The following is a 24,647-nucleotide window of genomic DNA, read 5'->3' as shown; positions in this document are numbered from 1 at the left end:
ACACGCGGGCCCCGCGCCCGGCCACCGGACGGCGCACGCGCCGGGAGCGCGGCGGCCCCGGCCCGGCGCCCGCCTCGCGCCCGGTGCGACCGGCCCTAGTCCTCGACGCCGTTCCACGGGCTGGGCAGGGGCATGACGGTCCGGGGCGCCGAGGACTAGGGTCGGTGGTGGCGCGGCTGACCCGGTATGCGTACGGGCCCGGAGAGCAAGGGGATGGCGGAAGTGGCGGACGCTGCAGTGAGCGGTACCCGACCGGCACGGTCGGCAGGAGCGGCACGGTCCGCACAGCCCGAAGCGTCGGTGCGGCGGGTGCTCGTCGCCGCGGACAAGTTCAAGGGGTCGCTGACGGCCGTGGAGGTCGCCGAGCGGGTGACCGCCGGGCTGCGCGGGGTGGTGCCCGGCCTCGAGGTCGAGGCGCTGCCCGTGGCCGACGGAGGCGACGGCACGGTGGCCGCGGCGGTCGCGGCCGGGTTCGACCGGCGGGAGGTACGGGTCACCGGTCCCCTCGGCGACGAGGTCACCGCGGCGTTCGCGCTGCGCGGCGACACCGCCGTGGTGGAGATGGCGGAGGCCAGCGGACTCGCGCGGCTGCCGGGCGGCGTCCTCGCACCGCTGACGGCGTCCACGTACGGATCCGGCGAGCTGCTGACGGCCGCGCTGGACGAGGGCGCGCGCACCCTGGTGTTCGGGGTGGGCGGCAGCTCCGGCACGGACGGTGGCAGCGGCATGCTGGCCGCGCTGGGCGCCCGCTTCCTGAAGGCCGACGGCGAGCCGGTGACGCCGGGCGGCGCAGCTCTCGCCGAACTGGCCTCGGCGGACCTGTCGGGCCTGGACCCGCGCCTCGGCGAGATCGGGTTCGTGCTCGCCAGTGACGTCGACAACCCGCTGACCGGCCCGAAGGGCGCCGCGGCGGTCTACGGCCCGCAGAAGGGCGCCTCCCCCGAGGACGTACAGCGGCTGGACGCGGCGCTCGCGCACTTCGTGAAGGTGCTGGAGGAGCCGGCCGGGGCCAGGGCCACGGAGCTCGCCGCCGCGCCGGGGGCCGGCGCGGCCGGCGGCATCGGGTACGGCGCGCTGCTCCTCGGGGCCCGGTTCCGGCCCGGTATCGAGGTCATGCTGGACGTCCTCGGCTTCGCGCCCGCGGTGGAGCGTGCCGACCTCGTGATCACCGGGGAGGGCTCGCTGGACGAGCAGACCCTGCACGGCAAGGCCCCGGCAGGGGTGGCCGCGGCGGCCCGTGGAGCCGGCAAGGAGGTCGTCGCGGTGTGCGGGCGGCTCGCGCTGCCGCCGGAGGCGCTGGGGAGGGCGGGGATCCGGCGGGCGTACGCGCTGACCGATCTCGAGCCGGACGTGGCGACGTGCGTCGCGCAGGCGGGCCCGCTCCTGGAGCGCACCGCGGAGCGGATCGCCCGGGACTTCCTGAGCTGAGGCCGCCCGGCCGCGCCGTGCCAGAGGGCTCTGCTCCCTGGCCCCCCGGCCCGTGCCCCTCCACCACCCGACTACGGCCTGTGGCGCAGGTGGCGTCGTCGTCCGCAGGGCATTCGCGCGGCGTCATGGGGGTCCCCCTGCTCGAGCGAAGCCGAGAGCTCGGGGGAGCGTGCTCCGGGCGTGCCGCCCAAAAGCCCTCGTACCGGACGTACCCGGGCTTTCGGGCGGTGCGGCGGGAGTGCCCGCCGGGCGTCGCGCGGCACGCGCCCCGTTCGCAGCAGGCCCCGGCTCGGTGGAAAAGCACGGGCAGAGCGGCCCGGCCGCTCTGCCCGTGCTCCGGCTCCGGAAGGCCGGCTCGGGGGCCGGGAAGACCGGGCCGGCAGGCTGTCCTCCCGAGCCGGATGGTGGGTCGGGCGAAGGCCCGGGGCGGAGCCGTCGGCAGGGTCCGCACCCACGCCGGGGGCCCGCACGACAAAGGGCCCCGGACCCCACAGGGTCCGAGGCCCGGAGCGGCGGGCGTTACGGCTGCGCCGCCCGTGCCTCGCGCCGGTTGTCGCGGAAGTTGTTCACCCGGCGAGCCGTGGCGAACAGCGGGATCACCGCGCCCAGCACCAGCTGCAGCGCGCAGCCGGTCTGCAGGAGCAGCTGGCCGCTCGGGGCGTCGAAGGCCCAGGCCGCCAGGAGGCCCATGGCCAGCACGATCCAGGAGAGCATCGCGACCGCGAGGGGGCCCCGAGGCTTCGGGTACTCGACCCTGCTCACCATCAGCCAGGCGGTGCCCAGCACGGCCAGCACCGTCGCCACGAACGGCAGCTCGAGGAGCACGATCGAGACGACGGTCAGCGCACCGAACGGGGACGGCATGCCCTGGAAGGTGCCGTCCTTGACGGTGACGCAGGAGAACCGGGCAAGTCTCAGCACCACCGCCAGCAGCACCACGATCGCCCCGACCGCGGCCACCTTCTGGTGCGCGTCGTCCGCGACCATGCCGTAGACGAGGACGAAGTACGCCGGGGCCAGACCGAAGCTGATCAGGTCCGAGAGGTTGTCGAGCTCCGCGCCCATGGGGGAGGAGCGCAGCTTGCGGGCCACCAGGCCGTCGAACAGGTCGAAGACCGCCGCGCACAGCATGAGGATCACGGCCGTGGCCGCGCTGTGCCGGGCCATCCCGGTCTCCTGGCTGCCCGTGAGGTGCGGGATCAGGATGCCGGTGGTGGTGAAGTACACGGCCATGAAGCCGCAGGTGGCGTTGCCGAGGGTGAGGGTGTCCGCTATCGACAGGCGGAGAGAGAGGGGCATCTCCTCCTCGTCGTCCGCCTCCTCGGCGCCGGGCACCCAGCCGGTACTGGTCTTCTCCGGATCAATCACGGTCAATGCGAGTCACCCCAGCCACGGTCTTCTGGCCCACCTCGACGTCGATCTCCACGCCCTCGGGCAGGTAGAGGTCGACGCGGGAGCCGAACCGGATGAGACCGATCCGCTCGCCCTGCTCGACCTTGGTGCCCTCGGGCAGGTAGGGCACGATGCGACGGGCGACCGCACCGGCGATCTGGATCATCTCGATGTCACCGAGCTCGGTGTCGAAGTGCCAGACGACGCGCTCGTTGTTCTCGCTCTCCTTGTTGAAGGCGGGAACGAATCCACCGGAGATGTGCTCGACCGACGTCACCGTGCCGGCCAGCGGCGCGCGGTTGACGTGAACATTGAGCGGGCTCATGAAGATCGCGACGCGGGTCCGGCCGTCCTTCCACGGCATGATGCTCTGCACCACACCGTCGGCGGGCGAGATGACCCGGCCCCGGGTGATCTCGCGCTCGGGGTCGCGGAAGAACCACAGCATCCCCGCCGCGAGAGCGGTGACGGGGACGGCTACGGCCTTGGCGGCACCCGAACGGCGGGCGCGGACCAGGCTGACGGCTGCGGTGGCGACGGTCGGCAGGAGCCACGGCGATGCTCCGCGCGCGAGGCGCACGCCGGCGAGGCTGTCGCGAGATGCAGAGGTTTGGCTGTGGGGCATGGATGACCTTCGTAGCGGATAGTGCCGCGCACATGGACGGGGGACGGCGGCTTTCCGGCGATCGTAGCGGCTCCGGGCGACAACTGGGTAAGCCAGTCAGTCGAGTCGATGGCCGGAGGGTGCTGACGGGGTGTGATCCTGTAGCCCACGAAAACACCCCGTATCCGGACATTCATCCCTGGAATCGATACTCTTCGAGCAGTCTGCGGCCGATGATCATTTTCTGGATCTCGGCGGTGCCCTCGCCGATCAGCAGCATCGGCGCCTCGCGGTAGAGGCGCTCGATCTCGTACTCCTTGGAAAAGCCGTAGCCGCCGTGGATCCGGAAGGCGTCCTCCACGACCTCCTTGCAGTACTCGGACGCGAGGTACTTGGCCATCCCTGCTTCAAGGTCGTTTCGTTCTCCGGAGTCCTTTTTGCGTGCGGCGTTCACCATCATCGCATGCGCCGCCTCCACCTTGGTAGCCATCTCCGCGAGCTTGAACTGAATGGCCTGGTGCTGGGCGATCTGCTTGCCGAAGGTGTGTCGCTGCTGGGCGTAGCGGACGCCGAGCTCGAAGGCGCGCTGGGCGACACCGCAGCCGCGTGCCGCCACATTGACCCGGCCGACCTCGACGCCGTCCATCATTTGGTAAAAACCGCGGCCGGTGGCCCCGCCGAGCACGCGGTCCGCCGGAACGCGCAGGCCGTCCATGATGAGCTCGGTCGTGTCGACGCCCTTGTAGCCCATCTTGTCGATCTTGCCCGGGATGGTCAGTCCGGGCCGGACCTCGCCGAATCCGGGCTCCTTCTCCACCAGGAAGGTCGTCATCGACCTGTGCGGCGCCGCAGCCGTCTCCGAAGGGGAGTGTCCTTCGTCACTCCTGACGAGGACGGCCACCAGGGACGACGTGCCGCCGTTCGTCAGCCACATCTTCTGGCCGTCCAGGACGTACTCGTCGCCGTCCCTCACCGCCTTCGAGGAGATCGCCGACACGTCGGAACCCAGCGCCGGCTCCGACATGGAGAACGCGCCCCGGACGTCGCCGGCCGCCATGCGCGGCAGGAAGTGGTCCTTCTGCTCGTCCGTACCGTGCTGCTTGATCATGTACGCCACGATGAAGTGCGTGTTGATGATGCCGGACACCGACATCCAGCCGCGCGCGATCTCCTCCACGCACAGGGCGTAGGTGAGGAGCGACTCGCCCAGGCCCCCGTACTCCTCGGGGATCATCAGGCCGAACAGGCCGAGTTCCTTCAGGCCGTCGACGATCTGCTGCGGGTACTCGTCGCGGTGCTCCAGGCCGGTCGCGACCGGGATGATCTCCTTGTCCACGAAGTCCCGGACGGTGGACAGGATCTCCCGCTGGACGTCCGTGAGGCCGTGGGTCTGGGCGAGACGGCTCATCTCTTACTTCTCCTGCTGCTCGGGTTCGGATCCAGGGGTGTCGCCCGGCAGGGGCGTCGTCCGAGGGCGGTGGTGGGAGACGGACGGCCGGCCGGGCTGCTCGCCGCCGCGCTCCTCGATGTACGTCCGGGTCGGCACCATCACCTTGCGGCGGAACACGCACACCAGGGTGCCGTCCTGCTTGTGCCCCCTGGTCTCGACGTGCACGATGCCGCGGTCGTCCTTCGACCTGGACGGCCACTTGTCGAGCACGGTCGTCTCGCCGTAGACCGTGTCGCCGTGGAAGGTCGGCGCCACGTGCTTCAGCGACTCGATCTCCAGGTTGGCGATCGCCTTCCCGGAGACGTCCGGTACCGACATGCCGAGCAGCAGCGAGTAGACGTAGTTCCCCACGACGACGTTCTTGCCGAAGTCCGTCGTCCTCTCCGCGTAGTGGGCGTCCATGTGGAGGGGGTGGTGGTTCATGGTGAGGAGGCAGAAGAGGTGGTCGTCGTACTCCGTGACCGTCTTCCCGGGCCAGTGCTTGTAGACCGCGCCGACCTCGAACTCCTCGTAGGTGCGTCCGAACTGCATGCCGCTCAGGCCTCCGGGATCTCGAACGTGCTGGTGCGCCGCATACCGGCGGCGCGGCCCTTGCCGGAGACGACCAGGGCCATCTTGCGGCTGGCCTCGTCGATCATCTCGTCGCCGAGCATCGCCGAGCCCTTCCTGCCGCCCGCCTCGGACGTGTGGTAGTCGTACGCGTCCAGGATCAGCTCGGCGTGGTCGTAGTCCTCCTGGGAGGGCGAGAAGATCTCGTTGGACGCCTCGACCTGGCCCGGGTGCAGCACCCACTTGCCGTCGAAGCCGAGGGCCGCGGCCCGCCGCGCGACCGCGCGGTAGCCGTCGACGTTGCGGATCTGCAGGTAGGGGCCGTCGATCGCCTGGAGGTTGTTGGCGCGGGCGGCCATCAGGATCTTCATCAGGATGTAGTGGTAGGCGTCCGCCGGGTAGCCGGGCGGCTGCTCGCCCACGACCAGCGACTTCATGTTGATCGACGCCATGAAGTCGGCCGGGCCGAAGATGATCGTCTCGACGCGCGGGGAGGCCTGCGCGATCTCGTTGACGTTGTTCAGGCCCCGGGCGTTCTCGATCTGCGCCTCGATGCCGATGCGGCCGACCTCGAAGCCCATGGTCTTCTCGATCTGGGTCAGCAGGAGGTCCAGGGCGACCACCTGCCGGGCGTCCTGGACCTTCGGCAGCATGACGCAGTCGAGGTTCGGGCCGGCGCCCTCGACGACGGTCACGACGTCGCGGTACGTCCACTCGGTCGTCCAGTCGTTGACCCGGACCACACGCGTCTTGCCGGTCCAGTCGCCCTCGTTGAGGAACTTGACGACGGTGTGCCGCGCCTCGGGCTTGGCGAGCGGGGCGCAGGCGTCCTCCAGGTCGAGGAAGACCTGGTCCGCCGGGAGCCCCTGGGCCTTCTCCAGGAAACGCGGGTTCGAGCCCGGCACCGCCAGACAGGAGCGCCGGGGGCGAAGCCGGTTGGCCTGGGGCGAGGGAGTCGTCATGCGGGGACCTCCAGGGGGTCGAGCTTGTTCGCGGTGCGGATCTCGTCGACGATACGGCCGATGATCCCGGTGATGTCGAAGTCCTTCGGGGTGAAGACGGCGGCCACTCCGGCGGCCCTGAGCTGCTCGGCGTCGGCGTTCGGGATGATCCCGCCGGCGATCACCGGGATGTCGGCCGCGCCGGCCTCGCGCAGCCGCTCCAGCACGTCCGGCACCAGCTGGGCGTGGGAACCGGAGAGGATGGACAGGCCCACCGCGTGCACGTCCTCCGCGAGGGCGGCGTCCACGATCTGCTCCGGCGTGAGCCGGATGCCCTGGTAGACCACCTCGAACCCGGCGTCGCGGGCCCGCACGGCGATCTGCTCGGCGCCGTTGGAGTGACCGTCCAGGCCCGGCTTGCCGACCAGGAAGCGCAGCTTGCCGACGCCGAGGTCGCGTGCCGTCACCTCCACCTTGCGGCGGACGTCGGCGAGCGCCGAGCCCTCCTCGGCGGGGACGGCGACCGGCGCGGAGGACACCCCGGTCGGGGCGCGGTACTCGCCGAACACCTCGCGCAGGGCGCCGGCCCACTCGCCGGTCGTGGCCCCCGCGCGGGCGCACTCCAGGGTCGCCTCCATCAGGTTGCCGTCACCCTTCGCGGCCTCCTTCAGCGCCTCCAGCGCCTTGCAGGGGCGCGGGTGGTTGAACGGCGGCTGGTAGCGCGTGTCGCGCCAGTTCCGCAGCGCCGCCACGACCCGGGCCTCGACCGCCGGGTCCACCGTGTGGATCGCGGTGTCGAGGTCGGCGGTCAGCGGGTTCGGCTCGGTGCCCTCGAAGGCGTTGACACCGATGATCTTCTCCTCGCCCGACTCGATCCGGGCCCGGCGGGCGGCGTGCGAGGAGACCAGCCGGGACTTCAGGTAGCCGGACTCGACGGCGGCCATCGCGCCGCCCATCTCCTCGATCCGTCCCATCTCGGCCAGCGACGCCTCGACCAGCTCGTCCACCTTCGCCTCGACCACCTTGGAGCCCTCGAAGAGGTCCCCGTACTCCAGCAGGTCGCTCTCGTAGGCGAGCACCTGCTGGATGCGCAGCGACCACTGCTGGTCCCAGGGGCGGGGCAGGCCCAGGGCCTCGTTCCAGGCCGGCAGCTGGACGGCGCGCGCGCGTGCGTCCTTGGAGAGGGTCACGGCCAGCATCTCCAGCACGATCCGCTGGACGTTGTTCTCCGGCTGCGCCTCGGTCAGGCCGAGGGAGTTGACCTGGACGCCGTAGCGGAAGCGGCGGTGCCTGGGGTCCTCGATGCCGTACCGTTCGCGCGTGACGCGGTCCCAGATCCGGCCGAAGGCGCGCATCTTGCACATCTCCTCGACGAAGCGGACACCCGCGTTCACGAAGAACGAGATGCGGCCGACGACGTCGCCCATGCGCTCCGGCGGCACCTGGCCGCTGTCGCGCACGGCGTCGAGCACCGAGACCGCCGTGGACATCGCGTACGCGATCTCCTGGACCGGTGTGGCGCCCGCCTCCTGCAGGTGGTAGCTGCAGATGTTGATCGGGTTCCACTTCGGCATGTGGGAGACCGTGTACGCGATCATGTCCGTCGTCAGGCGCAGGCTCGGTCCCGGCGGGAACACGTGCGTGCCGCGCGACAGGTACTCCTTGACGATGTCGTTCTGGGTCGTCCCCTGGAGCCGGGTGAGGTCCGCGCCCTGCTCCTCGGCGACGACCTGGTAGAGCGCCAGCAGCCACATGGCGGTGGCGTTGATCGTCATCGAGGTGTTCATCTGCTCCAGGGGGATGTCCTGGAACAGCCTGCGCATGTCGCCGATGTGCGAGACCGGCACCCCGACCCGGCCGACCTCACCGCGGGCGAGGACGTGGTCGGGGTCGTAGCCGGTCTGCGTCGGCAGGTCGAACGCCACCGACAGGCCGGTCTGGCCCTTGGCGAGATTGCGCCGGTACAGCTCGTTCGACGCCTCGGCCGTGGAGTGGCCGGCGTAGGTCCGCATGAGCCACGGACGGTCCTTCTGACGCTCTGTCATCCAACGGCCCTCAGATGTTCCGGAAGCGGTTGATGGCGTCCACGTGCCGGGCGCGCTTGGCGTGGTCGCGGACGCCCAGACCCTCCTCGGGAGCCAGGCACAGCACGCCGACCTTGCCCTGGTGGAGGTTGCGGTGCACGTCGTGGGCGGCCTGGCCGGTGTCCTCGAGGGAGTACACCTTCGACAGGGTGGGGTGGATCCTGCCCTTGGCGACGAGCCGGTTGGCCTCCCAGGCCTCACGGTAGTTGGCGAAGTGCGAGCCGACGATCCTCTTCAGGGACATCCACAGGTAGCGGTTGTCGTACTCGTGGTGGTAGCCCGAGGTGGAGGCGCAGGTGACGATGGTGCCGCCCTTGCGGGTGACGTACACCGAGGCGCCGAAGGTCTCGCGGCCCGGGTGCTCGAAGACGATGTCGACGTCCTCGCCGCCGGTGAGTTCACGGATGCGCTTGCCGAAGCGCTTCCACTCGCGCGGGTCCTGGGTGTGCTCGTCCTTCCAGAACCGGTAGCCCTCGGCGGTGCGGTCGATGATCGCCTCGGCGCCCATCGCCCGGCAGAGGTCCGCCTTCTGCTCGCTGGAGACGACGCAGATCGGGTTGGCCCCGCCGGCCAGCGCGAACTGGGTGGCGTAGGAGCCGAGTCCGCCGCTCGCACCCCAGATGAGCACGTTGTCGCCCTGCTTCATGCCGGCGCCGTTGCGGGAGACCAGCTGCCGGTAGGCGGTGGAGTTGACCAGTCCGGGAGCGGCGGCCTCCTCCCAGCTCAGGTGGTCCGGCTTCGGCATCAGCTGGTTGGACTTGACCAGCGCGATCTCCGCCAGGCCGCCGAAGTTGGTCTCGAAGCCCCAGATCCGCTGCTCCGGGTCGAGCATCGTGTCGTTGTGGCCGTCGGACGACTCCAGCTCGACGGAGAGGCAGTGCGCGACCACCTCGTCGCCGGGGTGCCAGGCGTTGACGCCGGGGCCGGTGCGCAGCACGACGCCCGCGAGGTCGGAGCCGATGATGTGGTACGGCAGGTCGTGGCGCCGGGTGAGCTCGCTGAGCTTGCCGTAGCGCTCCAGGAAGCCGAAGGTCGACAGCGGCTCGAAGATCGACGTCCACACCGAGTTGTAGTTGACCGAGGAGGCCATCACGGCCACCAGGGCCTCACCCGGGCCGAGTTCGGGCACGGGCACGTCGTCGAGGTGGATCGACCTGCGGGGGTCCTTGTCGCGGGTGGCGAGCCCGGAGAACATCTCCGTCTCGTCCTTGTGCACGGTGATCGCACGGTACGACTCGGGCAGCGGGAGGGCGGCGAAGTCCTCCGACGTGGAGTCGGGCGACTGGATCGCGGCCAGGATGTCCTTGACGGTCACGGTGTTGCCTCCGGCGGGTCGGGGCCTCCCCTGGTCGAGCGAAGCCGAGAGCTCGGAAAAACCCCGGGGAGGGGCGCTGAGGGTTGCGTCGGTGCTGCTGGGGGTGGGAGGGGGATGCCGTCGGTTCGGCGGTGGTGCTTCGGCAGCGCTTGGTGGCGCGGGAGGGTGCCTGTGACGCAGGCGTCCGGGCGGGCAGGCCTTCCGGCTTGCTGGGACAGCCGGCGCACGAGGGGTCTCTGCGCGCCGACCGCCCGGACTCCTTCAACGTATGGCACCCCGTGACAGCACGCAAGGCACTGGGTGCCATGAATCGGTCTCAGATGAAATCTTTACGTAACACATGAGCGATGATCGATCGAACGGGATCCGCGGAGGGCGCGAAAAGCGGCCCTGACATGGCAAAACGGCCACCCCGCGGGGTGGCCGTCATCACAGCGGTGAGGGCGTGCTCAGCGCTCCTTCAGGGCCCGCTCGATGGTGCGCATCACCTCGTCCAGCGGGGCGTCGGTGCGCGCGACCGTCACCAGCACCTCGCCCCGGGCGGACACCGACGCGGCCGGCGGCCTCGGCGGCGCCGTGCGGCGGCCCGCCATGATCCCGCTCCCGAAGGTCTTGCGGACGATCGAGAAGGCGTGGTCGAGCTCCGTCTCCACGTCGCCTTGGCCGTCCGCCCTGAGCCAGCGCCGCAGCACGTGGTTGTGCGCGGTGACGACGGCGGACGCGGCGACCTCCGCCAGCAGCGGGTCGTCGCCCGCGTCGTCGTCGTGCGCGTGCTCGTCGAAGTGGCCGAGCAGGTAGCGGGTGAAGAGGCGCTCGTAGCGGGCCACCGACGCGATCTCCGCCTCGCGCAGGGTGGGCACCTCGCGGGTCAGCCGGTAGCGGGCGACCGAGATCTCCGGCCGCGCCGCGTACATCCGCATGACCTCCTTGATGCCGCGGCACACCGTGTCGAGTGGATGCTCGTGCGCCGGCGCCGCGTTGAGCACCGCCTCGGCGCGCACCAGGGTGTCGTCGTGATCCGGGAAGATCGCCTCTTCCTTGGAGCGGAAGTGCCGGAAGAAGGTGCGCCGGGCGACTCCGGCCGCGGCCGCGATCTCGTCGACGGTGGTGGCCTCGTACCCCTTGGTCGCGAACAGCTCCATCGCGGCGGCCGCCAGTTCCCGGCGCATCTTCAGCCGCTGGGTGGCGGCTCGCGTGCCTGCGGCGCGTTCCGGCGGCTCGGTCGTGGCGGGTGTACGGGAGGACCTGGCGGGCTGGGACATGCCCCGAACGTACTGCATGCGCGCAGCTCGCCGCGCCCGGCCGGGAACTCCCCCGCCCTCGGGGGGCAGGGGAGCGGTGCGGTCCGCGGGGGGCGGGAACCGGCCGGGTTCCAGCAGCCCGCCCCACTGGCCGTCGCCGCGGTGGCGGTCGGCCGGGCGGTGCGGGTGATCAGCGCTTGGCATGTTCGCGGAAGCCACGGCCGGACTTGCGGCCGAGGCAGCCCGCGGCCACCAGGTGCTCCAGCAGCGGTGCCGGGGCCAGCCCCGGGTCGCGGAACTCGCGGTGCAGCACCTTCTCGATCGCGAGCGAGACGTCCAGCCCGACCACGTCCAGCAGCTCGAACGGACCCATCGGGTAACCGCCGCCCAGCTTCATCGCGGCGTCGATGTCGTCGATGTCGGCATAGTGCTCCTGCACCATCTTGACCGCGTTGTTGAGGTACGGGAACAGCAGCGCGTTGACGATGAACCCGGCCCGGTCGCCGCAGTCCACGGGGTGCTTGCGGATCGCGTGGCAGACCTCGCGCACCGTCGCGTGGACGTCGTCCCCGGTCAGCACCGTACGGACCACCTCGACCAGCTTCATGGCAGGCGCCGGGTTGAAGAAGTGCATGCCGACCACGTCCTGCGGACGCGAGGTCGCGCGGGCACAGGCGATCACGGGCAGCGAGGAGGTGGTGGTGGCGAGCACCGCTCCCGGCTTGCACACCTTGTCCAGCGTCCCGAACAGCTGCCGCTTGACCTCCAGGTCCTCGGCGACCGCCTCGACCGCCAGATCCACGTCGGCGAAGTCGTCGTAGGAGCCCGTCGGCCGGACCCGCTCCAGAGCCTGGGCGGCGGCCTCGGCGGTCATCCGTCCCTTGTCGACGGAGCGCGCCAGCGACTTCCCGATCCGGGCCCTGGCCGCCTGCGCCTTCTCCGTGCTGCGTGCGGCGAGGACCACGTGGTAGCCGGCCTTGGCGAACACCTCGGCGATCCCCGAGGCCATGGTGCCCGAGCCGGCCACGCCCACCGAACGGACCGGCCGACCCCCGGTGGGCCGGCCGCCCTCCGACGGGGTCAGCGCGTCCCGCGCGACGGCGGCGCTGCCCGGCTCCTCGTACGTGTAGAAGCCGCGCCCCGCCTTGCGCCCCGTCAGGCCCGCCTCGCTCAGCTGCCTGAGGATCGGGGCCGGCGCGTGCAGCCGGTCGTGGGACTCCGTGTACATGGCCTCCAGGACCGTGCGCGCGGTGTCGACGCCGATCAGGTCGAGCAGCGCCAGGGGGCCCATCGGCAGACCGCAGCCCAGCCGCATCGCGGCGTCGATGTCCTCGCGGGACGCGTAGTGCGCCTCGTACATCGCGGCGGCCTGGTTGAGATAGCCGAACAGCAGCCCGTCGGCGACGAATCCGGGCCGGTCGCCGACCGCGACCGGCTCCTTGCCCAGGTCCAGGGCCAGGTCGGTGACCGCGGTGACGGCCCCCGGCGAGGTCAGCACCGAGGAGACGACCTCCACCAGCTTCATCGCCGGGGCCGGATTGAAGAAGTGCAGACCCAGCACGCGCTCGGGGCGGGCCGAGTCGGCGGCGAGGCGGGTGACCGACAGGGCGTTGGTACCGGTCGCCAGGATCGTCTCCGGCCGCACCACGGCGTCGAGTTCCCGGAAGACCTGCTGCTTGGCCTCGTACGACTCCGGCACCACCTCGATCACCAGATCGGCGCCGGCCGCCGCCACGACGTCGGTGGAGGTGGTCACGCGGGCCAGCAGCTCCGTGCGCTGCTTCGCGGTGAGCCGGCCGCGCTCCACGGCGCGGGCCGTCGAGGACTCCAGGGCGGCGACGCACCGCGCGGCCTGGGCCGCACTGATGTCGATGCCGACGACGTCGCGGCCGGCCCCGGCGAGGACCTCGGCGATGCCGGTGCCCATCGTGCCGAGGCCGACCACGGCGACGGTCCGGAGCGGGGACACGGAAGCGCCGGACCGGGGGGACAGGGGGGACGGGGGAGTGGCCATCGAGGGACTCCAGGAATGAGGGTGACGACGGAAAACGCGCCCGGGTGCGCCGAAGGGCGCACCGGGTGCGTGCGTACGGAAGGGCGGGTGATGCCGGGCTGCGAGCGCACACGCCCGGTGCCGTCACGACGGGCGCGCACACGCCCGGGAACGGCGGTTCCGACCGGCCCTGTCCCGAGGCCGGGCCGTACTGCGGTACACGCGTACGAGTACCGAACCGACTGCACTCGCGGTGGCTGCGTCACCAAACCACCGTGAGGAGAAACGAACAGCGGGAACGCGAGTGGGTAACTCGCTCGATTGAGCTTAATTCGCCGGTAACGAGCGCGCCAGCCCCCGGTGTTTGTGATGTACGTCCCGAGGCGCGGGTGATCCGTCTAACCTCGGGACATGGACGAAGAGGTGCGATCGCTCACGGAACGCTTACGGAGCGAGGCGGCCGGACCGGCCGGATCGGCGGCCCTCGACCGGCTTCTGGCGACCGAGGACCCCGATGCCCTGGCCGCCGTACTCACCGAACCCGGGCAGCCGCTGTGGGCCAGGGAACTGGCCGCCTTCCGCCTCGGACTCGCGGGGGACCGGCGGGCCTTCGAGTCCCTCGTCCTCCTCCTCAACCACCGGGACCCCCCGCGCTGCGCCGCCGCCGCCCACGCCCTGGCCCGCCTCGGCGACCCGCGCACCGCCCGTGCCGCCGCCGCCCTCGCCACCAACGAACTCCGCGTCGCCTACGCACTGCACCCCGTACGCCTGCTCGTCGCGCTGCGCGCCCCGGAGGCGGTGCCCGCCCTGATCACCACGCTGCAGCGGCGGCTGCGCCCGCACGACCCGTACCGCAGGGTCGCCCTCGCCTGTGTGGACGGACTGGGCGAACTCGGCGACGCCCGCGCCGCACCCGTCCTGAACGAGTCCCTGGCCCACCCCGCCCTGGCCGAGGCGGCGGTCCACGCCCTGGCACGGATCCCGGGACAGCGGCAGGAACCGGGGCCGCCGAGGATTCCCGGGCAGCGGTAGCGAGCTCCTTCCGGACAGCGCCAGAGGGTTCCCGACGGATCTCCGTCGCGTCGCGACGCCCGGCACGCCGGGAGCACGCACCGAACGCCGCTCCTTCTCCCCGGGAGACCCGCCTTCTCCCCGGGAGATCCGCCGGACCCCTCCGGGACTCCGGGCGCAGGGCCGGTCGAGGGCCCCGGGGCGGAGCGGGCCCGGGCGGGGCCGGCCGCCGGCTCAGCCGCGGAGCAGTTCCTTCGCGTACCGCACCTCCGGCACCACCGCCCCGCCCGCCTCGAAGGCATCCTCGGCTCCGTCCGCGGCGAAGCCGGCGCGCTCGTAGAAGCGGCGGGCGCGGGTGTTGCCCTTGACGACCCACAGGTACATGCGCGCGTGCCCGGCGTCGGCGCAGTGCCGGGTCGCCGCCGCGAGGAGGGCCCTGCCCACGCCCCGGCCGATGTGGTCGGGGCGGAGGTGGAGGGCGTACAGCTCGGCGTCCCCGGTGCGGGTGCCACCGTCCCGGTGGGGGCCGAAGGCGACCCAGCCGAGGAGCCCTCCGTCGTCCGCGTCGACGACCAGGTTCCGCCCACTCCCGTCGCCGTCCGGCAGCCGGGCACGCTGCCGGTCGGCGTCCGCCGCGACGTCGAGCCCGTCGAGATACGGCTGGGGGAGCAGGCCTGCGTAGGCGTACTGCCAGCCGCGTACGCGGATCCCGGCCACGCCGTCGCAGTCGTCCGCCGTCATCGGACGCGGGACGATCCCCGCCGGGAGGGCGGGAAGGACCGCGTCGGGGGCGGGGGTTCCGGTCGGCTCACGCATGGGCTCCATGGTGGACCAGGGGTCCGACGACGTGTCACGTGCCCCGTCCCGGCTCCCCGTCCCGGCTCCCCGCCCCGACGAACGTCCCGGCTCAGTCGCGGAAGCCGAGGATGCCGTGCAGGGCCGAGCCGCGGGAGGTGGTGGACGCCGCCTTCGACGTGCGCGGGACCGGGTCGGGCAGGGGTGCGCAGACCGCGTCGGCCTCGCCGCGGCCGCGCGGCACGGTGCCGTCGGTCAGGTAGGCCGTCAGATGCCCGTCCAGGCAGGCGTTGCCGCTCAGCGTGATGCCGTGGTTGCCGCCGTCCCGCTCCACCACCAGGCTGGAGCCGGCCAGCAGATGGTGGACCGTCACACCGCCTTGGTACGGGGTGGCCGCGTCGTGGGTGGCCTGGAAGAGCAGCACCGGCGGGAGCTTCGTGTTGACGACGTTCACCGGCCGCTGCGACGCGGTCGGCCAGAACGCGCACGCCGCGTTGTACCAGGCGTTGTTCCATGTCATGAACGGCGCCCGCTCGTACACCTCCCAGTTGTCCTTGCGCCACTGCCGCCAGTCCCGCGGCCAGGACACGTCCCGGCACTCGACCGCCGTGTAGACGCTGTAGCCGTTGTCGCCGGCGGCGTCGACCGCGCCGAAGTCCTCGTACGTCTCGACCAGGGGCCCCGCGTCGCCCTCGTTCACGTACGCGGCGAACGCCTCCGCCAGGTAGGGCCAGTACCCGTTGTAGTAGCCCCCCGGGAGGAAGGTGTCCTCCAGCTCGGCCGCGCCCACCCGGCCGCCGGCCGGCTTCTTCGCCAGGGTCGCGCGCATCTCGTACCACTCGGCCTCGATCCTCTCCGGATCGGTGCCCAGCCGGTACGCGCCGTCGTGCTCGGCGATCCAGGCCATCAGGGCGCGGTGACGGTCGTTGAAGGCGTGGTCCTGGTTCAGGTTGGCCTCGTACCAGACCTCGGTGGGGTCGACGACCGAGTCGAGGACCATGCGCCGTACCCGCTCCGGGAACAGCTTGGCGTACACGGCGCCCAGGTACGTGCCGTAGGAGTAGCCGAAGTAATTGATCTTCCCGGCGCCCAGTGCCCGCCGGATCACGTCCATGTCGCGCACCGCGCTGGTGGTGTTCACGTGCGGCAGGAGATCCCCGTGCTTCTTGCCGCAGGCGTCCGCGAACGACTTCACGCGCTCGAGGTTGGCCCGCTCCACCGCGGGGGTGCCCGGCACCGGGTTCGGCCGTACCGGGTCGAAGAAGCCCGGCCGGCAGTCGAGGGCCGGCCTGCTCGCGCCCACCCCGCGGGGGTCGAAGCCGATCACGTCGTACTGGGCTGCCACCTCCTTCGGCAGCGAGGCCGCGACGAACCCGGCGAGCGTCAGTCCGCTGCCACCGGGGCCGCCCGGGTTGACCAGCAGGGGGCCCTGGTACTTCTTCGCGGTGTGCGGCACCCGGGACAGCGCGAGGGTGATTTTCCGCCCTTCGGGGCGGGCGTGATCGAGCGGCACTTCGACGGACGCGCACTGCAGCGTCGGATGGTCCTCGGTGCCGCAGTTTTTCCATGCGGGCTTCGCCGCGCGGAACGTGTCGGCACCGCTCGGCGCGGCCGCCTCGGCGGGCAGGGCCGTCAGGCTCCCGGCCATGACGGCGGCGGCACTGCACAGCACCGCTGCGCGTTTCCTCATGGGTCCTCCCAGGACGGAGGTCGGTGAACCGCGGGCTCACGGTCCACGCGGCATCGTCCCGGAAGGAGCCGCCGGATGAACGCGTTCTGCAGACTCTTGACCCGATCGGGTCGTCGGATGCCCTCGAACGCTTCTAAAGAAGCGAGAGTTGGGTCGGGCCGGACACCGGATGCGCGGTGGGTCCCGTGGGCCCGGCGGGCGCGGGGGGCGTGGCCGGCTCGGCGGGCCCCAGGCGGTGGGGCATCCCCGCGGGGGCGGGGCCGATGCCGTACTCGCGGGCCAGGTCGTGCACCTGACGGGTGATCCGGCGCTGGTACCACTTCGGGGCGTAGGCACCCTCCGCGTACAGCCGCTCGTACCGGCTCACGAGGTACGGATGGTGCCGCCCGAGCCAGGCCGTGAACCACTCGCGGGCCCCCGGCCGCAGGTGCAGCACCAGCGGCGTCACGGAGACGGCGCCCGCCTCGGCGACCGCCCGCACGGTGGCCCGCAGCTGCTCCGGCCGGTCGCCCAGGAACGGGATCACCGGTGCCATCAGCACCCCGCAGCCGATCCCGTGCGCGGCGAGCGTCCGCACCACCTCCAGCCGGCGCTCCGGGGCCGGTGTGCCCGGCTCCACGGTGCGCCACAACCCGGTGTCGGTGAAACCGACGGAGACCGAGATGCCGACGTCGGCGACCCGGGACGCCTGCCGCAGCAGCTCCAGGTCGCGCAGGATCAGCGTGCCCTTGGTGAGGATGGAGAAGGGGTTCGCGTGGTCGCGCAGCGCGGTGAGGATGCCCGGCATCAGCAGGTAGCGGCCCTCCGCGCGCTGGTAGCAGTCGACGTTCGTGCCCATCGCTATGTGCTCGCCCTGCCAGCGCCGGGCGGCGAGCTGACGGCGCAGCACCTCGGGCGCGTTCACCTTGACGACGATCTGGCTGTCGAAGCCGGTGCCCGTGTCGAGGTCCAGATAGCTGTGCGTCTTGCGGGCGAAGCAGTACACGCACGCGTGCGTGCATCCCCGGTAGGGGTTCACGGTCCACTCGAAGGGCATGCGGGAGGCCCCGGGCACCCGGTTGAGGACCGAGCGGGCCCGGATCTCGTGGAAGGTGATTCCGGCGAACTCCGGCGTGTCGAAGGTGCGGGTGGTCACCGCCTCCGCGCCGAACAGCGCGGCGTCGGCCCGGCCGTGCCCGGAGTCCGGGGTGAGGTTCTCCCAGCGCATGACGCCTCCTCGGTAGCACTGGCCCACACAATAGAACAAGTGTTCCCTTGATCGTGCGAACGACGGTTTCGGTCGCACTCCCGATCACTTCCGGCCCCCCGATTTGGGAGGCCGGGCGAGGGGGTGGTTGGCTTGCCCCGCCACCCCCGAGAACTCATGTCCTGGAGGAAACCGATGGCGCAGGTCGAGGCCACTACGGAGCGGGTCGTCGCGGCGGACGCGGAGACGGTGTTCGACGCCCTCGCCGACTACAGCGGCACGCGCGCGAAGCTGTTGCCCGAGCAGTTCAGCGAGTACGAGGTCCGCGAGGGCGGCGACGGTGAGGGCAGCCTCGTCCACTGGAAGCTCCAGGCCACCAGCAAGCGCGTCCGCGACTGCCTCCTGGAGGTCACCGAGCCGAGCGACGGCGAACTGGTCGAGAAGGACCGCAACTCGTCCATGGTCACCACCTGGCGCGTCACCCCGGCCGGGGAGGGGAAGTCCCGGGTCGTCGTGACCACCACCTGGACCGGCGCCGGGGGCATCGGCGGCTTCTTCGAGAGGACCTTCGCCCCCAAGGGGCTCGCGCGCATCTACGACGCGCTGTTGGTCAAGCTCGCCGCCGAGGTCGAGAAGTAGCCGGCGCGGTGACGTGGGAGGGCCGGCGGCGCCGTGAGGCGGCCGGCCCTCCTCGCGTGGTGGGGCACGCGAGGGGCGAGGGGACCCGGCACGGACGTCCGCGCGGTGGAACGCACTCCGGCGCGCACACCGGCGGCCGATTCCCGTCCTGCCGCACATCGCGACAAGCCGTGCCCGTACCCTTGGTACGGCGGTCCAGATCTTGGGATCCGTGGGAGAGGGCCCGTGCCATGGACCATGGCGCCGAGCGGGACGCACCGGCCGGCCAGGGGGCCGAGGACGGCACGGCGCCCGAGGGCCTCGGTATCGGCCGCGTCCCGCCCGTCCCGGTCCGCGCGGCGGACGGCCGCAGCGAACTCCTCGGCCTGCCCACCGGCGCCCCGGTCGGCGTCGGCGGCGTGCCGCCCGAGTCCGTGCGCCCGGTACGCGGCCGGGCGCACCGGATGACCCGGGGCGTGGCACAGGGCACCCGGGCACGAGGGTCGACGGCACAGGGGCTGGTGGGAGGCGGTTCCGCGCCTCCTGTACCGTCGTCGGCCCGGGCCGGTGGGAGTTCTCCACAGGCCTGGCAGAGCTGTGGCGGCACGACGTAGCGTGAGGCGCATGAAGATCCTCATCAGCGCCGACATGGAGGGCGCCACCGGTGTCACCTGGCCGGCCGACGTGCTGCCGGGCACCCCGCAGTGGGAGCGCTGCCGGTCCATGTTCACCTCCGACGTCGACGCCGCCGTGCGCGGTTTCTTCGACGGCGGTGCCGACGAGGTGCTGATCAACGAGGCGCACTGGAGCATGCGCAATCTCCTGCTGGAGCGGCTCGACGAGCGGGCCGAGATGCTCACCGGGCGGCACAAGTCCCTGTCCATGGTCGAGGGCGTGCAGCACGGCGACGTGGACGGCATCGCGTTCGTCGGCTACCACGCGGGCGCCGGCATGGAGGGCGTCCTCGCCCACACCTTCCTCGCCAACTCCATCACCGGCGTGTGGCTGAACGGCGAACGGGCGAGCGAGGGCCTGCTCAACGCGGCCGTCGTCGCCGAGTACGGAGTGCCGGTCGTCCTGGTCACCGGCGACGACGTGGCCTGCGAGGACGCACTCGGCTACGCGCCCGGGGCGCTGAAGGTCGCGGTCAAGGACCACGTGTCGCGGTACGCGGCCGTGTGCCGGACGCCCGCCCGGACGGCCTCCGACATCCGCGCGGCGGCCAAGGACGCCGCCGCGCTCGCGGTGCGCCACGAGCCGGTGGCCGAGGGCCCCTTCACCGTGGCGGTGGAGTTCGACGCGGAGCATCTGGCCATGGCCGCCACCGTCGTGCCGGGCGTGGCCCGGACCGGTGAGCGGAAAGTGGCGTACACCAGCGAAACCATGTACGACGGGATCCGCACCTTCAAGGCGGTCACCACGATCGCCTCGGCCGCGGTGGAGGAGCAGTATGGCTGACGAACACGCTCTGGACGAGGTCGTGACCTTCACGTCCGACCTCATCAGGATCGACACCACGAACCGGGGCGGCGGTGACTGCCAGGAGCGGCCCGCCGCCGAGTACGCGGCGGAGCGGCTGGCCGGAGCGGGCCTGGAACCGGTGCTGCTCGAGCGCACCCCCGGCCGGACCAACGTCGTCGCGCGCCTGGCGGGCACCGACCCGACGGCCGACGCGCTCCTGGTCCACGGCCACCTGGACGTCGTACCGGCCGAGGCCGCCGACTGGAGCGTGCACCCGTTCTCCGGCGAGGTGCGCGACGGGGTGGTCTGGGGGCGCGGCGCCGTCGACATGAAGAACATGGACGCGATGATCCTCGCCGTGGTGCGGGCCTGGGCCCGCCAGGGCGTGCGGCCCCGGCGCGACATCGTGATCGCCTTCACCGCCGACGAGGAGGCCAGCGCCGAGGACGGCTCCGGCTTCCTCGCCGACCGGCACCCGGAGCTCTTCGAGGGCTGCACCGAGGGCATCAGTGAGTCGGGCGCCTACACCGTCCACGACGGGGGTGGCCGGCAGCTCTACCCGATCGCCGCCGGGGAGCGCGGCACGGCCTGGCTCAAGCTCACCGCGCGCGGGCGGGCCGGCCACGGCTCCAAGGACAACCGGGACAACGCGGTGACCCGCCTCGCCGCCGCCGTCACCCGCATCGGCGAGCACGAGTGGCCGCTGCGCCTCACCCCGACCGTCCGCGCGGCACTCACCGAACTCGCCGCTCTCTACGGTGTCGACCCCGACCTGTCCGATGTGGACACGCTGCTCACCAAGCTGGGCCCGGCCGCGAAACTCGTCGAGCACACGGTCCGCAACAGCAGCAACCCGACGATGCTGAACGCCGGCTACAAGGTCAACGTGATCCCCGGCCAGGCCGAGGCGTACATCGACGGACGGATCCTGCCCGGTGGCGAGGACGACTTCCGCGCCACCCTGGACCGGCTCACCGGGCCCGACGTGGACTGGGAGTTCCACCACCGCGAGCCGGCCCTCCAGTCGCCGGTGGACTCGACGACGTTCGCCCGGATGCGGGCCGCCGTGCGGGAGTTCGCACCCGAGGGACACCCCGTGCCGTACTGCATGTCCGGCGGCACGGACGCCAAGCAGTTCTCCCGCCTCGGCATCACCGGTTACGGCTTCGCCCCGCTGAAGCTGCCGGAGGGCTTCGACTACCAGGCCCTCTTCCACGGGGTCGACGAGCGCGTCCCCGTCGAGGCGCTCCACTTCGGTGTCCGTGTCCTCGACCGGTTCCTGCGGACGGCCTGAGCGGATGGGGGAGCACATGGGGGAGACGGTGCGGACACTGCCGTACGGCGAGTGGCCCTCGCCCGTCGACGCGGCCACGGCCGCGGCGCACGACGGAAGCCCCGAGTACGTGGGGTTCGTGGGGGACGAGGTGTGGTGGACCGAGCCCCGGCCCACCGAGGGGGGCCGCCGCACCCTGGTGCGCCGGCACTCCGACGGCGCCGAGGAGTCCGTCCTGCCCGCCCCGTGGAACGTGCGCAGCCGGCTCCACGAGTACGGCGGACGGCCGTGGGCCGGGTTCGTGCGGGACGACGACCCGCTCGTGGTGTTCGTCGACTTCGCCGACCAGCGCCTCTACCGGTACGAACCGGGCGGTGAGCCGCGTCCGCTGACCCCCGTCTCCCCGGTGGGGCAGGGACTGCGCTGGGCCGAGCCGACCCTGCTGCCGGACCGCGGCGAGGTGTGGTGTGTCCTGGAGGAGTTCACCGGGGACGGCCCCGGTGACGTGCGCCGCGTCCTGGCCGCCGTCCCCCTGGACGGCTCGGCCGCCGACGACCGCGGGGCCGTGCGCGAACTCACCGACGACCGGCACCGGTTCGTCACCGGGCCGCGCCTCGCGCCCGACGGGCGGCTCGTCGCCTGGCTGGCCTGGGACCACCCCCGCATGCCCTGGGACGGCACCGAACTCCGCCTCGCCGACGTCGCCCCCGACGGCACCCTGCACGACGCCCGCACCGTGGCCGGCGGCCCCGGCGAGTCGGTCGCCCAGGCCGACTGGACCCACGACGGCCGGCTGCTCCACTCGAGCGACCGCACCGGCTGGTGGAACCTCTACCTCGACGGCGAACCCGTCTGCCCGCGCGAGGAGGAGTTCGGCGGGCCGTTGTGGAAGCCGGGCTCGCGCTGGTTCACCCCGCTGGACAGCGGCCTGATCGCCGTCGTGCACGGCCGGGGCGCCGCCACGCTCGGCATACTCGACCCGCAGACGGGCGACGTCGTCGACGCGGCGGGACCCTGGACCGAGTTCTCGCCCACGCTCGCGGCCCACGGTGAGCGCGTCGTCGCGGTCGGAGCGAGCCCGCGCAGCGCCCACGAGGTCGTCGAGCTGGACACCCGCACCGGCAGGACCCGGGTGATCGGGGCCCCGCACGAGGACGCCGTGGACCCCGCCCACTACCCCGAACCCCGGATCCGTACCTTCACCGGACCGGACGGCCGCGAGATCCATGCCCAGGTGTACCCGCCGCGCAACCCCGGCTGCGCCGGGCCCGACGGCGAGCTGCCGCCGTACCTGATCCGGGCGCACGGCGGGCCCACCGGCCGGGCGCCGCTCGTCCTCGACCTCGAGATCGCCTACTTCACCTCGCGCGGCATCGGCGTCGCCGAGGTCGACTACGGCGGCTCCACCGGCTACGGGCGCGCCTACCGCGACCGGCTGCGCGGACAGTGGGGCGTCGTCGACGTCGAGGACTGCGCCGCCGTCGCGCGCGCCCTCGCCGACGAGGGCACCGCCGACCGCGACCGGCTCGCCGTCCGCGGCGGCAGCGCCGGCGGCTGGACCACGGCCGTCTCCCTCACCACGACCGACCTCTACGCCTGCGGGACCATCGCCTACCCGGTGCTCGACCTGACCGGCTGGGGCCCGGGGGAGACCCACGACTTCGAGTCCCGGTACCTCGAGAGCCTCATCGGCCCGCGCGCCGAGGTCCCCGAGCGGTACGCCGAACGCTCGCCCGCCGCGCACGCCGACCGGCTCACCGCGCCGTTCCTGCTCCTCCAGGGCCTGGACGACCGCATCTGCCCTCCCGCGCAGTGCGAGCGGTTCCTGGCCCGGCTGGAGGGCAGGGGCGTGCCGTACGCGTACCTCACCTTCGAGGAAGAGGGCCACGGCTTCCGGCGCGCGGAGACCATGGTGCGCGCACTGGAGGCCGAACTGTCCCTGTACGCCCAGGTGTTCGGACTGGAGGTGCCGGGCCTGCCGGTCCTGGAACTGACCGCACCAGCCCGGGCGGACCGGTGAAGCGGGCCGGGCGGCCGAGCCGCTCCGGGCGGCTGACGGGCCGGATCGAACCGTTGCGGAGGCCGTCCCGGCTCGGTCCCGGCGCCCGGGTGGCCGTCGTCGCGCCCAGCGGGCCCGTGCCGGAGGAACGGCTGCAGGCCGGTCTCGACACACTGCGCGGCTGGGATCTCGACCCGGTGGCCGCACCTCATGTCCTCGACCGGCACGGCGAGTTCGACTACCTGGCCGGCACCGACGCCGACCGGGCCGCCGACCTGCAGGCCGCCTGGTGCGACCCCGCGGTGGACGCGGTGATCTGCGCCCGGGGCGGCTACGGAGCACAGCGCATGGTCGACCTGCTCGACTGGACGGTGATGCGGGCGGCCGGACCGAAGGTCCTCGTCGGCTTCAGCGACATCACCGCCCTGCACGAGGCGTTCGCGACCCGGCTCGGCCTGGTCACCCTGCACGGGCCGATGGCGGCAGGCGTCGACTTCCTCAAGAACGCCCGCGCGCAGGAGCACCTCAAGGCCACCCTGTTCGCCCCCGAGACCGTCCGCACCCTCACCTCCGACGGCACGGCGCTCGTCCCCGGCCGGGCGCGCGGCGTCACGCTCGGCGGCTGCCTCGCCCTGCTCGCCGCCGGCCTCGGCACCCCGCACAGCAGATCCTCCGCGCGCGGCGGCCTGCTGTGCCTGGAGGACGTGGGGGAGGAGCCGTACCGCCTCGACCGCTACCTCACCCAGCTGCTGCGGGCCGGCCGGCTCGACGGCGTGGCGGGGCTGCTGCTCGGCTCCTGGGCACAGTGCGGCCCGTACGAGAAGGTGCGGGCCCTGCTCGCCGACCGGCTCGGCGGTCTCGGCGTGCCCGTGGCCGAGCAGTTCGGGTTCGGGCACTGCGACGGGGCGCTCACCGTGCCGTTCGGCGCGATGGCCGAACTGGACGCGGACGCGGGCACCCTGACGCTCGACGAACCGGCGCTGGACTGAGCCCGTCCGGCACGCGGCAGCGGGCATCGGGCACCCGTCGTAGGGTGGCACGGTGCCGCACCCCGTTTCCCGCTACCTCGCCGAAGGCCCCCACGTGGGGATACGCCACTTCACCCACGCGGACAGCGCCGAGTTCACCGCCCGCGCCCGGCAGAGCAAGGAACTGCACCACCCCTGGCTGTTCCCGCCGGACAGTGCCTCGGCGTACTCCGCGTACGCGCAGCGGCTGATCGAGGACCCGGCCAGGGCGGGCTTCCTGGTCTGTGAGAAGGGCGACGGCTCCGTCGCCGGGTTCATCAACATCAACAACATCGTGCACGGCGCGTTCCAGTGCGGCGTCCTGGGGTACGGGGCGTTCGCGCACGCGGCGGGGCGCGGGCTGATGCGCGAAGGGCTCGGCCTCGTCGTGCGGCACGCCTTCGGGCCTATGCGGCTGCACCGGCTGGAGATCAACGTGCAGCCCGCCAACGCCGCCTCCATCGCCCTGGCCCGCGGCTGCGGATTCCGCCTCGAGGGGTTCTCTCCGGACATGCTCTTCATCGACGGTGCCTGGCGCGACCACGAGCGCTGGGCACTCACCCGCGAGATGCGCGGGCCGCACTGATCGTGCCGGTGCGGCCCGCGTCCG

21 protein-coding genes are annotated in these 24,647 nt (G+C 72.4%); 9 read left to right on the top strand and 12 right to left on the bottom strand.

What is annotated here, in order from left to right:
* Positions 1-222: 222 nt before the first annotated feature.
* Positions 223-1,428: a glycerate kinase gene (locus ORI94_RS25830; protein ID WP_416237898.1), complete on the top strand. Its 1,206-nt coding sequence runs from the start codon at positions 223-225 to the stop codon at positions 1,426-1,428.
* Positions 1,429-1,947: 519 nt separating this feature from the next.
* Here the strand turns inward: ORI94_RS25830 and pssA are convergent.
* The 9 genes from pssA to ORI94_RS25785 form a co-directional block, all read right to left on the bottom strand.
* The gene (pssA, locus tag ORI94_RS25825; RefSeq protein WP_042164561.1) at positions 1,948-2,763 is read right to left on the bottom strand and encodes a CDP-diacylglycerol--serine O-phosphatidyltransferase; all 816 of its coding nucleotides are present in this window, start codon (positions 2,761-2,763) and stop codon (positions 1,948-1,950) included.
* 25 nt (positions 2,764-2,788) lie between these two features.
* Positions 2,789-3,445, bottom strand: a complete 657-nt coding sequence (locus ORI94_RS25820) for a phosphatidylserine decarboxylase (protein ID WP_266079840.1) — start codon at positions 3,443-3,445, stop codon at positions 2,789-2,791.
* A 172-nt stretch (positions 3,446-3,617) separates the two neighbouring features.
* Positions 3,618-4,832 carry an acyl-CoA dehydrogenase family protein gene (locus ORI94_RS25815; RefSeq protein WP_266079838.1) on the bottom strand — a complete coding sequence of 405 codons (1,215 nt, stop codon included), beginning with the start codon at positions 4,830-4,832 and terminating at the stop codon, positions 3,618-3,620.
* A 3-nt stretch (positions 4,833-4,835) separates the two neighbouring features.
* A complete protein-coding gene (locus ORI94_RS25810; protein ID WP_266079836.1) occupies positions 4,836-5,405 on the bottom strand; it encodes a MaoC family dehydratase in 570 nt (189 codons plus the stop codon).
* Positions 5,406-5,410: 5 nt separating this feature from the next.
* Positions 5,411-6,385 (bottom strand): HpcH/HpaI aldolase/citrate lyase family protein, encoded by a 975-nt coding sequence (locus ORI94_RS25805; RefSeq protein WP_266079834.1) that lies wholly within the window; start codon positions 6,383-6,385, stop codon positions 5,411-5,413.
* Entirely contained in the window at positions 6,382-8,409 is a 2,028-nt protein-coding gene (locus tag ORI94_RS25800; RefSeq protein ID WP_266079832.1) for a protein meaA, read from the bottom strand. Before ORI94_RS25800 ends, ORI94_RS25805 begins: the two co-directional genes overlap by 4 nt.
* Positions 8,410-8,419: 10 nt before the next feature.
* Positions 8,420-9,763: a crotonyl-CoA carboxylase/reductase gene (gene ccrA, locus ORI94_RS25795; protein ID WP_266079829.1), complete on the bottom strand. Its 1,344-nt coding sequence runs from the start codon at positions 9,761-9,763 to the stop codon at positions 8,420-8,422.
* Positions 9,764-10,212: 449 nt separating this feature from the next.
* Positions 10,213-11,043 (bottom strand): TetR family transcriptional regulator, encoded by an 831-nt coding sequence (locus tag ORI94_RS25790; protein WP_266079827.1) that lies wholly within the window; start codon positions 11,041-11,043, stop codon positions 10,213-10,215.
* Positions 11,044-11,194: 151 nt separating this feature from the next.
* The gene (locus ORI94_RS25785) at positions 11,195-13,018 is read right to left on the bottom strand and encodes a 3-hydroxyacyl-CoA dehydrogenase family protein (RefSeq protein ID WP_266079825.1); all 1,824 of its coding nucleotides are present in this window, start codon (positions 13,016-13,018) and stop codon (positions 11,195-11,197) included.
* A 390-nt stretch (positions 13,019-13,408) separates the two neighbouring features.
* Here ORI94_RS25785 and ORI94_RS25780 point away from each other — a divergent pair, with 390 nt between their 5' ends.
* Positions 13,409-14,029 carry an adenylosuccinate lyase gene (locus tag ORI94_RS25780; RefSeq protein ID WP_266079823.1) on the top strand — a complete coding sequence of 207 codons (621 nt, stop codon included), beginning with the start codon at positions 13,409-13,411 and terminating at the stop codon, positions 14,027-14,029.
* Positions 14,030-14,242: 213 nt separating this feature from the next.
* On the opposite strand, the gene ORI94_RS25775 is transcribed toward ORI94_RS25780, so the two are convergent.
* The 3 genes from ORI94_RS25775 to ORI94_RS25765 form a co-directional block, all read right to left on the bottom strand.
* Positions 14,243-14,749: a GNAT family N-acetyltransferase gene (locus ORI94_RS25775; protein WP_266079989.1), complete on the bottom strand. Its 507-nt coding sequence runs from the start codon at positions 14,747-14,749 to the stop codon at positions 14,243-14,245.
* 166 nt (positions 14,750-14,915) lie between these two features.
* Positions 14,916-16,493: an alpha/beta hydrolase gene (locus ORI94_RS25770; protein ID WP_266079821.1), complete on the bottom strand. Its 1,578-nt coding sequence runs from the start codon at positions 16,491-16,493 to the stop codon at positions 14,916-14,918.
* Between the two features lie 133 nt (positions 16,494-16,626).
* Positions 16,627-17,700, bottom strand: coding sequence for an Rv2578c family radical SAM protein (locus ORI94_RS25765; protein ID WP_266079819.1), 1,074 nt, complete (start codon positions 17,698-17,700; stop codon positions 16,627-16,629).
* A gap of 174 nt (positions 17,701-17,874) precedes the next feature.
* Here ORI94_RS25765 and ORI94_RS25760 point away from each other — a divergent pair, with 174 nt between their 5' ends.
* The 7 genes from ORI94_RS25760 to ORI94_RS25730 all read left to right on the top strand — a co-directional run bounded on the left by ORI94_RS25760 (position 17,875) and on the right by ORI94_RS25730 (position 24,623).
* Positions 17,875-18,318, top strand: coding sequence for an SRPBCC family protein (locus ORI94_RS25760; RefSeq protein ID WP_266079817.1), 444 nt, complete (start codon positions 17,875-17,877; stop codon positions 18,316-18,318).
* A 230-nt stretch (positions 18,319-18,548) separates the two neighbouring features.
* Positions 18,549-18,911, top strand: coding sequence for a hypothetical protein (locus ORI94_RS25755; RefSeq protein ID WP_266080002.1), 363 nt, complete (start codon positions 18,549-18,551; stop codon positions 18,909-18,911).
* Between the two features lie 10 nt (positions 18,912-18,921).
* On the top strand, positions 18,922-19,755 hold the full coding sequence (locus tag ORI94_RS25750) for a M55 family metallopeptidase (RefSeq protein ID WP_266079814.1): 834 nt from the start codon (positions 18,922-18,924) through the stop codon (positions 19,753-19,755).
* Positions 19,748-21,052 (top strand): M20/M25/M40 family metallo-hydrolase, encoded by a 1,305-nt coding sequence (locus ORI94_RS25745; protein WP_266079812.1) that lies wholly within the window; start codon positions 19,748-19,750, stop codon positions 21,050-21,052. The genes ORI94_RS25750 and ORI94_RS25745 overlap by 8 nt, the downstream gene beginning before the upstream one ends.
* 16 nt (positions 21,053-21,068) lie before the next feature.
* Positions 21,069-23,051 carry a prolyl oligopeptidase family serine peptidase gene (locus tag ORI94_RS25740; protein ID WP_266079810.1) on the top strand — a complete coding sequence of 661 codons (1,983 nt, stop codon included), beginning with the start codon at positions 21,069-21,071 and terminating at the stop codon, positions 23,049-23,051.
* A 44-nt stretch (positions 23,052-23,095) separates the two neighbouring features.
* On the top strand, positions 23,096-24,019 hold the full coding sequence (locus tag ORI94_RS25735; RefSeq protein ID WP_266079987.1) for a S66 peptidase family protein: 924 nt from the start codon (positions 23,096-23,098) through the stop codon (positions 24,017-24,019).
* A 52-nt stretch (positions 24,020-24,071) separates the two neighbouring features.
* Positions 24,072-24,623: a GNAT family N-acetyltransferase gene (locus ORI94_RS25730; protein ID WP_266079807.1), complete on the top strand. Its 552-nt coding sequence runs from the start codon at positions 24,072-24,074 to the stop codon at positions 24,621-24,623.
* Positions 24,624-24,647 lie beyond the last annotated feature (24 nt).

The sequence above is a fragment of the Streptomyces sp. NEAU-W12 genome, assembly GCF_026242095.1.
GTDB lineage: Bacteria > Actinomycetota > Actinomycetes > Streptomycetales > Streptomycetaceae > Streptomyces.
This window is presented reverse-complemented; position numbering and strand designations above follow the sequence as displayed.

What these genes read in the sequence shown, in the direction of transcription:
- ORI94_RS25820 (WP_266079840.1), bottom strand. Translation starts at nt 3,445, where the DNA reads ATGCCCCACAGCCAAACCTCTGCATCTCGCGACAGCCTCGCCGGCGTG.
- ORI94_RS25815 (WP_266079838.1), bottom strand. Translation starts at nt 4,832, where the DNA reads ATGAGCCGTCTCGCCCAGACCCACGGCCTCACGGACGTCCAGCGGGAG.
- ORI94_RS25810 (WP_266079836.1), bottom strand. Translation starts at nt 5,405, where the DNA reads ATGCAGTTCGGACGCACCTACGAGGAGTTCGAGGTCGGCGCGGTCTAC.
- ORI94_RS25805 (WP_266079834.1), bottom strand. Translation starts at nt 6,385, where the DNA reads ATGACGACTCCCTCGCCCCAGGCCAACCGGCTTCGCCCCCGGCGCTCC.
- ORI94_RS25800 (WP_266079832.1), bottom strand. Translation starts at nt 8,409, where the DNA reads ATGACAGAGCGTCAGAAGGACCGTCCGTGGCTCATGCGGACCTACGCC.
- ORI94_RS25790 (WP_266079827.1), bottom strand. Translation starts at nt 11,043, where the DNA reads ATGCAGTACGTTCGGGGCATGTCCCAGCCCGCCAGGTCCTCCCGTACA.
- ORI94_RS25785 (WP_266079825.1), bottom strand. Translation starts at nt 13,018, where the DNA reads ATGGCCACTCCCCCGTCCCCCCTGTCCCCCCGGTCCGGCGCTTCCGTG.
- ORI94_RS25780 (WP_266079823.1), top strand. Translation starts at nt 13,409, where the DNA reads ATGGACGAAGAGGTGCGATCGCTCACGGAACGCTTACGGAGCGAGGCG.
- ORI94_RS25775 (WP_266079989.1), bottom strand. Translation starts at nt 14,749, where the DNA reads ATGACGGCGGACGACTGCGACGGCGTGGCCGGGATCCGCGTACGCGGC.
- ORI94_RS25770 (WP_266079821.1), bottom strand. Translation starts at nt 16,493, where the DNA reads ATGAGGAAACGCGCAGCGGTGCTGTGCAGTGCCGCCGCCGTCATGGCC.
- ORI94_RS25765 (WP_266079819.1), bottom strand. Translation starts at nt 17,700, where the DNA reads ATGCGCTGGGAGAACCTCACCCCGGACTCCGGGCACGGCCGGGCCGAC.
- ORI94_RS25760 (WP_266079817.1), top strand. Translation starts at nt 17,875, where the DNA reads ATGGCGCAGGTCGAGGCCACTACGGAGCGGGTCGTCGCGGCGGACGCG.
- ORI94_RS25755 (WP_266080002.1), top strand. Translation starts at nt 18,549, where the DNA reads ATGGACCATGGCGCCGAGCGGGACGCACCGGCCGGCCAGGGGGCCGAG.
- ORI94_RS25750 (WP_266079814.1), top strand. Translation starts at nt 18,922, where the DNA reads ATGAAGATCCTCATCAGCGCCGACATGGAGGGCGCCACCGGTGTCACC.
- ORI94_RS25745 (WP_266079812.1), top strand. Translation starts at nt 19,748, where the DNA reads ATGGCTGACGAACACGCTCTGGACGAGGTCGTGACCTTCACGTCCGAC.
- ORI94_RS25740 (WP_266079810.1), top strand. Translation starts at nt 21,069, where the DNA reads ATGGGGGAGACGGTGCGGACACTGCCGTACGGCGAGTGGCCCTCGCCC.